At 66.4% G+C, this 12,031-nt stretch carries 14 protein-coding genes; 5 read left to right on the top strand and 9 right to left on the bottom strand.

What is annotated here, in order from left to right:
- Window positions 1-269, bottom strand: a 269-nt coding sequence (locus ACFOOR_RS09570) for a PRC-barrel domain-containing protein (RefSeq protein ID WP_380214393.1), incomplete at its 3' end; no start/stop codon positions are given.
- Window positions 270-440: 171 nt separating this feature from the next.
- Here ACFOOR_RS09570 and ACFOOR_RS09565 point away from each other — a divergent pair.
- Window positions 441-599 (top strand): YqaE/Pmp3 family membrane protein, encoded by a 159-nt coding sequence (locus tag ACFOOR_RS09565; protein ID WP_343165686.1) that lies wholly within the window; start codon window positions 441-443, stop codon window positions 597-599.
- Between the two features lie 3 nt (window positions 600-602).
- Here ACFOOR_RS09565 and ACFOOR_RS09560 read toward each other — a convergent pair whose 3' ends face one another.
- Window positions 603-1,829, bottom strand: a complete 1,227-nt coding sequence (locus ACFOOR_RS09560) for a TetR/AcrR family transcriptional regulator (protein WP_343165687.1) — start codon at window positions 1,827-1,829, stop codon at window positions 603-605.
- Window positions 1,830-2,004: 175 nt separating this feature from the next.
- Here ACFOOR_RS09560 and ACFOOR_RS09555 point away from each other — a divergent pair, with 175 nt between their 5' ends.
- The 4 genes from ACFOOR_RS09555 (at window position 2,005) to modC (ending at window position 6,583) form a co-directional block, all read left to right on the top strand.
- Window positions 2,005-4,065 (top strand): 3-hydroxyacyl-CoA dehydrogenase NAD-binding domain-containing protein, encoded by a 2,061-nt coding sequence (locus ACFOOR_RS09555; protein WP_343165688.1) that lies wholly within the window; start codon window positions 2,005-2,007, stop codon window positions 4,063-4,065.
- A gap of 61 nt (window positions 4,066-4,126) precedes the next feature.
- Window positions 4,127-4,870 (top strand): molybdate ABC transporter substrate-binding protein, encoded by a 744-nt coding sequence (gene modA / locus ACFOOR_RS09550; RefSeq protein ID WP_343165689.1) that lies wholly within the window; start codon window positions 4,127-4,129, stop codon window positions 4,868-4,870.
- Window positions 4,867-5,532 (top strand): molybdate ABC transporter permease subunit, encoded by a 666-nt coding sequence (gene modB, locus ACFOOR_RS09545; protein WP_343165690.1) that lies wholly within the window; start codon window positions 4,867-4,869, stop codon window positions 5,530-5,532. Before modA ends, modB begins: the two co-directional genes overlap by 4 nt.
- Entirely contained in the window at window positions 5,522-6,583 is a 1,062-nt protein-coding gene (gene modC / locus ACFOOR_RS09540) for a molybdenum ABC transporter ATP-binding protein (RefSeq protein WP_343165691.1), read from the top strand. The genes modB and modC overlap by 11 nt, the downstream gene beginning before the upstream one ends.
- Here modC and ACFOOR_RS09535 read toward each other — a convergent pair.
- The 7 genes from ACFOOR_RS09535 to ACFOOR_RS09505 all read right to left on the bottom strand — a co-directional run bounded on the left by ACFOOR_RS09535 (window position 6,580) and on the right by ACFOOR_RS09505 (window position 11,803).
- Complete coding sequence (locus ACFOOR_RS09535) at window positions 6,580-7,764, bottom strand: molybdopterin molybdotransferase MoeA (protein WP_343165692.1); 1,185 nt, start codon at window positions 7,762-7,764, stop codon at window positions 6,580-6,582. The genes modC and ACFOOR_RS09535 overlap by 4 nt on opposite strands.
- Entirely contained in the window at window positions 7,761-8,249 is a 489-nt protein-coding gene (gene moaC, locus ACFOOR_RS09530) for a cyclic pyranopterin monophosphate synthase MoaC (RefSeq protein ID WP_343165693.1), read from the bottom strand. The genes ACFOOR_RS09535 and moaC overlap by 4 nt, the downstream gene beginning before the upstream one ends.
- Window positions 8,242-8,769: a molybdenum cofactor biosynthesis protein B gene (gene moaB / locus ACFOOR_RS09525; protein ID WP_343165694.1), complete on the bottom strand. Its 528-nt coding sequence runs from the start codon at window positions 8,767-8,769 to the stop codon at window positions 8,242-8,244. The genes moaC and moaB overlap by 8 nt, the downstream gene beginning before the upstream one ends.
- Window positions 8,753-9,223, bottom strand: a complete 471-nt coding sequence (locus ACFOOR_RS09520) for a molybdenum cofactor biosynthesis protein MoaE (RefSeq protein WP_343165695.1) — start codon at window positions 9,221-9,223, stop codon at window positions 8,753-8,755. The genes moaB and ACFOOR_RS09520 overlap by 17 nt, the downstream gene beginning before the upstream one ends.
- 3 nt (window positions 9,224-9,226) lie before the next feature.
- Entirely contained in the window at window positions 9,227-9,466 is a 240-nt protein-coding gene (locus ACFOOR_RS09515; protein WP_343165696.1) for a MoaD/ThiS family protein, read from the bottom strand.
- A 3-nt stretch (window positions 9,467-9,469) separates the two neighbouring features.
- Window positions 9,470-10,483 carry a GTP 3',8-cyclase MoaA gene (gene moaA, locus ACFOOR_RS09510; protein ID WP_343165697.1) on the bottom strand — a complete coding sequence of 338 codons (1,014 nt, stop codon included), beginning with the start codon at window positions 10,481-10,483 and terminating at the stop codon, window positions 9,470-9,472.
- Between the two features lie 132 nt (window positions 10,484-10,615).
- Entirely contained in the window at window positions 10,616-11,803 is a 1,188-nt protein-coding gene (locus ACFOOR_RS09505) for an acyl-CoA dehydrogenase (protein ID WP_343165698.1), read from the bottom strand.
- Between the last annotated feature and the right edge of the window lie 228 nt (window positions 11,804-12,031).

The following is a 12,031-nucleotide window of genomic DNA, read 5'->3' as shown; positions in this document are numbered from 1 at the left end:
CCCGGCGCCTGTTTCAGCCGCTCGCGGTCGACATCAAGCACCATCCGCTTGTTTTCCCGGTCGACGGCCAGCTGGTCGAACGGCACGGCGAAATACTTGTCGCCAATGCCCAGAAATCCGCCGAACGACAGAACGGCATAATCCACGCGGCCGGTGACCGGGTCGATCATCAGGTCCTCGATCTGGCCAAGCTCGTCGCCGGTGGCATTCACCACACCGTCGTTGCTGATCGAGCTGGAGGACAACAGGAAGTTGGAGTGGTTGGTCATCGCTAAGCCTCTTGAAACTGGGTTGTTCGCGTTATCAACATCCCCCGCCTGACAGGGAAACGCTGCGGCGCCGCAGCGGTTCCTGCAAGTTTTTCCGGAACTTGAGGCCTGCTTCGCTCGTTCGTTCTGGCGACAGCGAAACGCAATTCAATTGTTCGGGAGAGACTTTCGATGGATATCGTCCGGATCATACTCGCCATCATCCTGCCGCCGCTCGGCGTTTTCCTGCAGGTCGGGCTGACGCTCCATTTCTGGCTGAACATACTCCTGACGCTGCTCGGCTATATTCCGGGCATCGTTCACGCCATCTGGATCATTGCGCGGCGCTGAGTATCAGTCCGCGAACAGGCCGTGTGTCAGGGTCGAGGCGTAGAGCGCCACGGCCTCCCCGGGGGCCATGCCGCTGGCCCATTTCTTGAGATCGTAAGCGGCATTGAGGCTCGCCATGATCACCTGGCTGGCGATCAGCGGATCGCAGGCCCGGACCGTGCCCTCGCTGATCCCGTCGATCAGCATGCCGGCGAAACGCCGCGCCACACGGTCGGACTGCTCGATCACGTCACTGCGCCATTCACCGGGCAGCGCCTGCAATGCGGTCGATCGGAGCAATGGAAAATCGCCGAAGAATTGAACGCCAAGCAGGGTGGCGATCACCGAATTGAGGCGATGGAGCTGATCGCCGCCAAGTGCCTGACCGGCCTGCTGCACCAGGGCGGTGCGCAGATGGCTCTGCCGGAAGCAGTCGAGAACAAGGTCGTCCTTGGCGTCATGGTGATGGTAGAAACTGCCCTTGGTCACATTCAGCTGCGTGACGATCTCGTCGACCGACGCGCCGCGATATCCACGCTCATTGATCAGCTCGGTCGCGGTCCGCAGATAATGGCCGGGCATGCCCTGGCTGTGGCCGGTCGTCTTCGGTACCGGCACGATCTCCGGAGACCAGGGCGCGCCGGCCGGGGCAATGCCATGCTCGAAAATCTCGATCAGCCGGTCGCGGGCGCGCGGATAATCCTCGACGCCGTATTCCGGCAACCAGGCGCTGAGCCAGAACATGTTCTGCAACAGGGCGTGCGCGCGCGCCGTCGACAGCGCCCTTTGCCGAGCGTTTTCCGGTGGTCCGAAATAGGCCCGCAGCTTGCGGAATATCGTCAGATAGCGGTCGAGCAATTCGGTACGCAGGGGCGGCTTCATCGCCCTGATGTCGGAGATGATCGCGACCGGGGTTTCCTGGAGCCTGGCGACCCGCGCATGAAGCTCGAAATTCGCCGCGACATAGGCCCGCACGCACTCCCGGGGTGTCGCCTCACCGGCGCCGGCATCGGCCATCGCCTCGATCCGGTCGAGCGTTCGGTGAAGCACGGCTGCGGCCAGCATTTCCTTGCGCCGGAAGTAATAGGTGACGCTCGTCGTGTTCAGCCCGACCTTCTCGGCGACATCGACGAAAGTCAGGCCTTTCAGGCCGCGCCGGTTGATCAGAAGGGTGGCCGCATCGAGAATCCGCTCGCGCTTCTCCTGGAAGCGCGCCGTCTTCGCCTCGTCGAGATCGACAGCTTCGGCCATGCCGTTCGATTACCAGAGAAGCGGTGAAGCGTCACGCTGACGTTCGCGTGAGGGGAATACGAAAATATGGTCTGGGACTTGCGCCGGTCACTTTGACAGGCACGATCAGGCCCGCTTGGATGAGTCGAACACCGGGATGTTGCCGGTCGAACCGGATCGAAAGGGAGGTATGGCGATGTCGCCCATTTCCACACGCAAGGACGGCAAGCTTTTCTGGATCATCTCGGACAACCCGCCGGTCAACGCGCTGGGTCATGCGGTGCGTGCCGGATTGGCCGAAGCCATCGCGAAAGGCAATGCCGATGGTGGCGTGCAGGCGATCATCATCGCCTGCGACGGCCGCACCTTCTTCGCCGGAGCCGATATCACCGAATTCGGCAAGCCGCTTCAGGCCCCGGGCCTGCCGGAGGTTTGCGACGCGATCGAGTCCAGCTCAAAGCCGGTGATCGCCGCGATCCACGGCACCGCGCTCGGCGGCGGTCTGGAAGTCGCGCTCGCCTGTCACTACCGCGTCGCCGTTCCGTCCGCGAAGCTGGGCCTGCCGGAAGTGAAGCTCGGCCTGCTGCCGGGAGCCGGAGGCACGCAGCGCCTGCCCCGCGTGATTGGCGCGGAGGCCGCACTGGGCATGATCGTGTCCGGCAATCCCGTCGGCGCCAAGGCGGCACATGCGGCGGGCCTGGTGGACAAGCTCGCCGAGGAAGACGGGCTGCGCGATGCCGCCGCTGCGCTGGCGAAGGAAGTCATGGACCGGGACACGCATCCCGTGACCAGCCGGCGCGGCGACAAGATCCGGGCGGCGAAAGAAGATCCCGGCCTGTTCGACCGCTTCCGCAAGGACAATGCCCGCATGATCCTCGGCCTCGACGCGCCCGAGGCCTGCATCGCCGCGGTCGAGGCGGCGGTGAATGTCCCCTTTGAAAAGGGGACGGCGCTGGAGCGTGAGTTGTTCATGAAGCTCGTCACGGGCGACCAGTCAAAGGCGATGCGCCACGTCTTCTTCGCCGAGCGCATGGCGCAGAAGATTGACGGCCTGCCGAAGGACACCGCGACCTACAGGATCGAAAGGGTCGGCATTCTTGGGGCCGGCACGATGGGCGGCGGCATCGCGATGAATTTCCTGACCGCCGGCATTCCGGTGACGATGGTGGAACGCGAGCAGGCCGCGCTCGATCGCGGCGTTTCCATCATGCGCAAGAATTACGAGCGCTCCGCGGCCAAGGGGAAGTTCAAGCCTGAACAGGTCGAAGCGGCGATGGGCCGCCTGAGCCCCACGCTCGATTTCGAGGCGCTGGGCGATTGTGACCTGATCATCGAAGCCGTGTTCGAGAACATGGATCTGAAGAAGGACATCTTCTCCCGCCTCGACCAGGTGGCAAAACCCGGCGCGATCCTCGCCTCCAACACCTCCTATCTCGACATCGACGAGATCGCGGCCCAGACGCGCCGTCCCGACCATGTGCTCGGCATGCATTTCTTCTCGCCGGCCAATGTGATGAAGCTGCTGGAAGTCGTACGCGGAAGGGAGACGACCCCCGCCGTCCTCGCCACCGCGATGGCGGTCGGCAAGAAGATCGGCAAGGTCGCCGTGGTGTCGGGCGTCTGCCACGGCTTCATCGGCAACCGCATGCTCGCCGCCCGTCAGGAACAGGCCAACGCCCTGCTCCTTGAAGGCGCGACGCCCTGGCAGATCGACGATGCGCTGACCTCGTTCGGCATGCCGATGGGTCCGTTCCAGATGGCCGACCTCGCCGGGCTCGACATCGGCTGGAACCCGGAGACGACGTCGTCCTCGACCGTGCGCGAAGTGCTGTGCGAACAGGGGCGGCGCGGCCAGAAGACCGGCAAGGGTTTCTACGATTATGGCGAGGACCGCAGCCGCACCCCGTCGAAGGAGGTCGAGGCGATCATTGCCGACTTCGCCCGGAAATCCGGCAAGCCGCCCCGCGACTTCACCGAGGGCGAGATCCGCGAACGCCTGATCTATCCGATGATCAATGAGGGCGCGAAAATCCTTGAAGAAGGGATCGCGCAGCGTGCCTCCGACATCGATATCGTCTGGCTCTACGGCTATGGCTGGCCGGCCTGGACCGGCGGGCCGATGTTCTGGGCCGACACGATCGGCGTGGGCCGGGTCCTGTCGGGCCTCGAGCGCCACGGCAGGGCGCTGGGCGAGGACTTCACGATTTCAGACCGGCTCAAGACCATCGCCGAGGACGGCCGCCGTTTCAACGGCTGACAAGCTTGGTGTGAAGTCGGATCGCTTGCCGCCTTCCGGCCCGCGCCCTAGCGTCATCGCCATGCTTCGCGCCGCGCTTCTCGCCCTTCTTTTCGCCGTCTCTGCCCGCGCCGGGGCGGACGAGGCGTTGATCGCCGTCGCCGCGAATTTCGCCCGGACCGCCGAAACGCTCGCCGAGGCCTATGAGGCCGAAAGCGGCCACATGATCACGATCTCGCCCGGGTCCACCGGCCAGCTCTACGCCCGCATCGTGCAGGGCGCACCCTATGACGCCTTCCTGTCCGCCGACACCGAACGCCCCGCAATGCTGGTCGAGGCCGGGCAGGCTGTGGCCGGATCGCGCTTCACCTATGCGCTCGGTCGTCTCGCCTTGTGGAGCGCGGACCCGGACCGCATTGGACCGGACGGCGCCGCCGCCTTGTCCGGCGATTTCCGCTTCCTCGCCATCGCCAATCCCCGCACCGCCCCCTATGGCGCGGCGGCAATGGAAACACTGGAGGCGCTCGGCCTGACCGATGCCGTCCAGGACCGGCTCGTGACGGGCGGCGATGTCGGTTCGGCCTACGCCTTCATCGCTTCGGGCAATGCCGAACTGGGCTTCATCGCCCTCTCCCAGCTGCCGGACGGGCAGGGCAGTGCCTGGATCGTGCCCGAACACCTGCATACGCCGCTGGCGCAGGACGCTGTCCTGCTGACACGGGGTGCGGACAATCCCGCCGCGACCGGGTTTCTGGCCTACCTCCAGACGGACGCCGCCCGCGCGGTGATCGAGGCCGCCGGCTACGCCGCCGGGGCGCGCGAATGACCGGGCCCATCCTGTTGACGCTGGCATTGGCGAGCGTGACCACGCTCATCCTGATGGCGCTTTCGCTTCCGCTGGCCTGGTGGTTGGCGACGACGCGGTCGCGGATCAAGCCGGTGATCGAGGCGGTCACGGCCCTGCCGCTCATCCTGCCGCCGACCGTGCTGGGCTTTTATCTCCTCCTCCTGATGGCGCCGGCTTCACCACTCGGCGGTTTCTGGCTGGAGGTGACGGGTACGACCCTTGCCTTCTCCTTCACCGGCCTCGTTGTCGCCTCGGTGATCTACTCCCTGCCCTTTGCGGTGCAGCCCTTGCAGGCCGCCTTCGAACGGGTCGGCCCGGACATGATGGAGGCAGCCGCCAGCCTGCGCGCGCGCCCGCTCGACGCCTTCCTGACGGTCGCCTTGCCGCTCTCGGCGCGCGGCGCACTAACCGCGGCGGTTCTGAGCTTCGCCCATACGGTTGGGGAGTTCGGCGTCATCCTGATGGTCGGCGGCAATATCGAGGGACGCACCCGCACCATCTCCATCGCCGTCTGGGAGCATGTGGAATCACTGGAATATGCGCAGGCACATGCCCTGTCGGCGGGCCTGCTGGTCTTCGCCTTCGTGACGCTGTTCGCCGTCTATGCGCTCGGACGGGGACGGAAGCTGCATGTCCGCTGATCTCGTCCTCGACCTGACGCACCGGCGCGGCGACTTCACCCTGTCGGTAGAAGTGAGCCGACCCGCTATGGGCGTCACAGGCATCTTCGGACCCAGCGGGGCGGGCAAGACGACCCTGCTGCGCCTGATCGCGGGTTTCGACCGGCCGGACCGGGGAAGGATCGTCTTCGATGGCGAGGACTGGACCGGATTGCCGCCGTCGCGGCGCCCGGTCGGGACCGTCTTCCAGGCGCCGCGCCTGTTTCCGCATCTGAGCGTACGCGGCAATCTGGACTACGCCGTGAAACGCGCCGCAGCGGGCGGCCCCGGCTTTGCTGACGTGGTCGAGGCGCTGGACCTCGCCCCGCTGCTGGATCGCCGCACCCACACCCTGTCCGGCGGTGAGGCGCAGCGCGTCGCGCTCGGCCGGGCGCTCATGACCGCCCCGCGCCTTCTCCTGCTCGACGAGCCGCTGGCGGCGCTCGATGCGGAGCGCAAGGCGGCCATCCTGCCCTATCTCGGGAGTGCCTTGAAACGCTTCGCCATCCCCGCCCTCTATGTCAGCCATTCGATCGATGAAATGGTGCGGCTGGCTGACCGGATCATGGTCCTCCGTGACGGGCGAGTAGCGGCCTTCGGTCCGGCAGCAGCGGTGATCGAGGGGCTCGACCCGGCGCCGGGTGAAGGATTCGAGGCCGGTGTAATTGTCGAGGCGGCGGTGGCGGATAGGCCGAACGCCTATGGCCTTTCGCGCCTTGATCTCGCCGGTCAGGCCCTGACCGTGCCGGGGCTGGATGGCGTATCCGAGGGGGCTGTGGTTCGCCTGCGGATCCGAGCCCGCGACGTCGCCATTGCCACGCAGCGGCCCGAAGGCCTCAGCATCCGTAACGTGATCGAGGTAAGGCTGCTCGAGCGCCGCGACCGGGGCGTTCACGCCGATCTGTTGCTGGATGCCGGCGGACCGCATCTGCGCGCCCGGATCACGCGGGAATCCGCCGACGCGCTGAGCCTCGTAGAAGGTCAGACGGTCTTCGCCCTGATCAAGACGGTCAGCCTCGAAGGTCTCGTCTAGAAGTCGAGCGTACGAACCGTCTCACCGTCCGTATAGCCGCCATGATCGGCGGCTTGCCGGACCAGCAGATCGGCTTCGGCGAGGACCGCCTGCGCGCCGGAATCATTCGTGCCGAGCGGCTCAGCTGTCCCGCCGGACAGCCGCGCCCGGTGGAAGGTTTCGCGCCCGCCATTGCGTCCGATCGCCCCGGTCAGAACGCTCTCTTGCCACTGCAGGGCTTCGGCCGGATCGCCGCCTTCAAGCCCGGTCAGAAGCGGGGCGAGGAAGAGGCGCGCGGTCACCATCGCCGAGGTCGGGTTGCCCGGCAGGCCGAGCACCAGCCCGCCGCCGACCTGCGACAGCCAGACCGGCTTGCCCGGCTTGATTGCGGCCTTGGAGAACACTTCCTTCGGGTTCGCGAAGCCGAACATGTCGCGGGCGAAATCCTTTTCCCCGACTGACGCGCCGCCGGTGACCAGCACGACATCGGCATGCTCCAGCGCCTGCCGCGCCGCGGCTTGCAGAATGCCGGGATCGTCCGCGATTTTCGCCTGCCCGACCGGCACACCGCCCCAGTCCCGGATGAAGGCGATCAGTGCCGCCGACAGGGAATCCGGTATGCCGTCCGACGTCAGGCGCGCCTCGCCAGGGGACTTCAACTCGTCACCGGTTGCGAGCACGAAGACATCGGCCCGGCGGAAAACGTCGAGCTTCGCAGCGTCGGCGGCAGCTGCCGCAACAAGCGCGCGCGGGTTGAGGCGGTGCCCGGCGGTGAGCAGCGTGTCGCCCTTGCCGAAATCGGACCCCGCTGCCCGGATATGGGCTGGCCCGTCGAGGCTGCCGCTGAACGACACGCGCTCGCCGTCGCGGGCCGCATTCTCCTGGATCACAACGCGGTCAGCGCCCTCCGGTACCGGCGCGCCGGTGAAGATGCGGACGCATTCGCCGGCCTTGACCGGCTTGCCAAAGGGGCGTCCGGGAAAGCTCTCGCCGATCACCGCGAAAGGCGTGTCCGGGCGCAGATCGGCGCTGCGAACGGCATAGCCGTCCATCGCCGAGACCGCGCTACGCGGGCTGTCGAGCCGGGCGCTCACGTCGGCGGCCAGCCGCCGCCCGGAGGCCTCAGACAACGGGACGGTTTCCGGCCCGAGCGGGGTCGCGACCCTGGTCAGGCGCGCAATGGCTTCGTCAAACGAAATCATGTGCTTGCGGTCCAGTCGCCGGACCGGCCGCCGGCTTTTTCCGTGACCCGGATCGCGCCGATCTCCATCCCCTTGTCGACGGCTTTCAGCATGTCGAACAGGGTCAGGGCGGCGACCGACACGGCGGTCAGCGCCTCCATCTCGACGCCGGTCGGGCCGGTCGTCTTCGCTTCGGCTATGATCGTGAAACCGGGCAGGGCGTCATCCACCGAGATATCCACGCTCAGCTTGGTCAGCGGCAGGGGATGGCAGAGGGGGATAAGGGCGCTGGTCTGCTTGCCGCCCATCACCCCGGCCAGTTCGGCGGTCGAGATCACCGCGCCCTTGGGGGCCTTGCCTTCCTTCACCAGACGCAGCGTGTCCGGCGCGCAGGTCAGTTGACCTGTGGCGACGGCGCGCCGCGCCGTGTCCGGCTTGGCCGAGACATCGACCATCCGCGCCCGGCCTTCGGTATCGATATGGGTGAGTCTGTCCCCGTTAGACATTCCGGTTCGCCTCCAGGATTTCGAAGATGGAACAGGGCCGGTAGCGCGCATCGAGCTCGAATTTGAGGATATTGTCCCACGCGTCGCGGCACGCCCCGGTCGAACCCGGCAGGCAGAAGATGAAGCTCTTCCCGGCCTGTCCGGCGAAGGCGCGCGATTGCAGCGTGGAGAGGCCGACCGTCTTCAGGCTGACCGTGTGAAACACCACCGAGAAACCGTCCATGATCCGGTCGCAAAGCGGCTTGATCGCCTCCGGCGTCACGTCGCGCGGCGCGAAGCCCGTCCCGCCCGTGGTGAGGATAATGTCCGCGCCCGAGGCCAGCCAGTCGGACGCCTGCGCCCGGATTCTCCCCGCCTCGTCGGGCACGATGGCGCGGGCGTGCAGCGTGTGCCCGGCTTCGGTCAGCCGGTCGGCGAGCAGCTTTCCGGACGTGTCCGTCTCTTCCGTCCGCGTATCGGAAACCGTCATCACCGCGATCTTCAGCGGAATGAAGTCGCGATCTTCAGCGATGCCCGCCATCATCTTCCATCCATCTTTTGTGATCTTCGTGATCTTTGTCATGCGGCTCGATCCGGCGCGCGCCGCCCTCGGCGGAAATTTCGCGCTTCCAGAAGGCCGCCTCCGTCTTCAGCCGGTCCATCAGACAGTCGGCGGCCTGAAACGCCGCGCGCCGGTGTTCGGCCGCCGCCGCGACGAAGACGACCGTCTCTCCGGCGGGGATAGTGCCGGCTCTATGCACGGCCAGAAGCGAGGATATCCCGAACCGCGCGGCCGTCTCGCTGGCCAGCGTCTCGATCGAGGCTTCGGTCATGCCGGGATAGTGATCGAGTTCGAGCGCCGTCACGTCGTCCCCGCCCCGGACAATGCCGGTGAAACTGACCACCGCGCCTGCGCCGTGCGCCGCTTTCGTGAAGCGATCCAGCTCGGCAGCCGCGTCGATCGTTTCCGTCGTGAGCCGGGTTTCGATCCTCAATCGTCAGCCTCCGGAGAAAGCCGAGAAGAAGGCGACTTCGCTGTCTTCGGTCAGGGTGGCCCGGTCATCCGTGATCTGACGATCGACCGATGCACGAATTGACGACTCCATCAGCAAGGCCGCCGCCGGATCGGCTTCGGCGAGCGCGCGGCGGACTCCTCCGACCGTCGCATCATCGGGCAGAGCGATCTCGCGGGATCGTCCCAGCACGTCCGCCGGACGGCCGAAGAACAGCACTTTCATGCCCTAGCCCCCCGTTCTCGCCATGTCGCGCGACGCCCCGGACGAACCGCCGCGCCCGATCCGGAAATCATGCGCCTCCGGCTTGGCGGCCATGGCCTCATCGAGCAGGCGATCGAGCGCATCCGGCCCGCCGGTCCGCAGCGCGGCTTTGAGGTCGAGCGAGCCGTCGCGCCCGAGACAGGCATGGAGTTCGCCGGCACAGGTCACCCGCACCCGGTTGCAGCCGGCACAGAAATTTCCGGTCAGCGGGGTGATGAAGCCCAGCCGCCCGCCGGTTTCGCCCACGCGGACATAGCGCGCCGGCCCGCCGGTCACATCTGGCAGGCTGGTCAGCGTCCAGCGGGTTTCGAGATCGCGCCGCACCGCGTCGAGCGGCAGGAATTGATCGAACCGGTTGGCTTCCACCTCGCCCATCGGCATCACCTCGATCAGGGTCACGTCATGGCCTTCGCCATGCGCCCATTCGATCAGGCCGGGCAGGCTGGCGGCATTCGTATCCTTCAGCGCCACCGCATTGATCTTGATCTTCAGGCCCGCCGCCCTGGCCGTCGCGATTCCGTCCAGCGTGCGGGCGAGATCACCGCCCCGCGTCAGCGTGCGGTAGGTGTCCGCGTTGAGCGTATCGAGCGAGACATTGATCCGCTTGACGCCGGCCGCCGCGAGGCGCGGCGCGAATTCGGCCAGCCGGGTGGCATTGGTGGTCAGGCAGAGTTCGTCGAGCCCGGCCCCGATCCGTGTGCCGAGCCGTTCGACCAGCGTCATCACGTCCCGGCGGACCAGCGGCTCGCCCCCGGTGACGCGGATCTTGGTCACGCCCCGCGCGATGAAGGCAGAGGCGACCTGCTCCAGTTCCTCAAGCGTCAGCACTTCGGATTTCGGCAGGAAGTCGGGCCGGGCCTTCATGCAGTAGCGGCAGCGCAGATCGCAGCGGTCGGTCACCGACAGGCGCAGATAGCTGATCCGCCGCCCGAAGGCGTCGATCAGTGGTCGCGTCGCGATATGTGGTGTGCCGTCCAACTGTGATCCCGGTCAGCGTGCGAAGTCCGGCAGGGCGCGGTGTATGCGCGCCCCGTCCCGGTGAAGCTAGGCCGATGCCCCGCCGCTGTCCAAGTCACGCCCGATCACGAAATCCGGGCCCGGCCGTGAGGCTCAGCTGAACGCCTGCAGCCCGGTCTGGGCGCGGCCGAGGATGAGGGCGTGGACGTCGTGCGTGCCCTCATAGGTGTTGACCGTTTCGAGGTTAATCGCGTGGCGCAGGATGTGGTATTCCTCGGCGATGCCGTTGCCGCCATGGATGTCGCGCGCCTCACGGGCGATGGCGAGCGCCTTGCCGCAATTGTTGCGCTTCATCATCGAGATCGCTTCCGGCACCCAGGCACCTTCATCGAGCATGCGGCCGAGCCTGAGCGCGCCCTGCAGGCCGAGCGCGATCTCGGTCTGCATGTCGGCGAGCTTCTTCTGCACCAGCTGGGTGCCGGCGATCGGCTTGCCGAACACGATGCGCTCCATGGCGTAGTCGCGCGCCGCCTTCCAGCAGAATTCCGCCGCGCCCATCGCGCCCCAGGAGATGCCGTAGCGCGCCTTGTTGAGGCAGGAGAAGGGACCCTTGAGGCCCTTCACATTCGGCAGTAGGGCATCCTCGCCGACCTTGCAGTCATCGAGCATGATCATGCCGGTGATGGAGGCGCGCAGCGACAGCTTGCCCTCGATCTTCGGCGTCTCGAACCCCTTCGTGCCGCGCTCGATCACGAAGCCGCGGATCTCGCCGTCCAGCTTCGCCCAGACCACCGCGACATCCGCGATCGGGGAGTTGGAAATCCAGGTCTTCGAGCCGTTGAGGACATAGCCGCCCTCGACCTTCCGCGCGGTAGTGCGCATCGCGCCCGGATCGGAGCCGCCATCGGGCTCGGTCAGGCCGAAACAGCCGACCCATTCGCCACTGGCGAGCTTCGGGAGATACGTCTTGCGCTGCTCTTCGGTACCGAAGGCGTAGATCGGATACATGACGAGCGAGGACTGCACGCTCATCACCGAGCGGTAGCCCGAATCGACGCTCTCGATCGCGTGCGCGATCAGGCCGTAGGCAACATGGCTGAGGCCGGCGCCGCCATATTCTTCCGGCAGGGTCGAACCCAGAAGGCCCAGCTCGCCCATCTCGGTCAGGATTTCGCGGTCGAACCGCTCTTCCCTATTGGCCGAGATCACCCGCGGCATCAGGCTTTCCATCGCATAGCCCCGCGCCGTCTCGGCGACCATGCGCTCTTCCTCGGTCAGCTGACCATCGAGAAACAGCGGGTCTTCCCAGCGGAAAGTCTGCGTGTCGGCCTTGGCGTTCATCGGGGTGTCTCCCTCGTATTCCTGTCTTGCCGGGGTTCTAGCCCTTTGCGGGCGGGAGGCAAGCGGGGGAGATACAGTCAAACGACCGTCACCCCCGCGCAGGCGGGGGTCCAGTTTCGCCGGAGCTCTGGATTCCCTGAGTTCTCAAACGAAGTGCAACACCTTCCTAGGGTGTTGCGATGGGACAGCGATATCGACATTTCAGCGTTGAGGAACGGGTTGAGATTT

The sequence above is a fragment of the Hyphobacterium vulgare genome, from assembly GCF_042643335.1.
Taxonomy (GTDB): domain Bacteria; phylum Pseudomonadota; class Alphaproteobacteria; order Caulobacterales; family Maricaulaceae; genus Hyphobacterium; species Hyphobacterium vulgare.
This window is presented reverse-complemented; position numbering and strand designations above follow the sequence as displayed.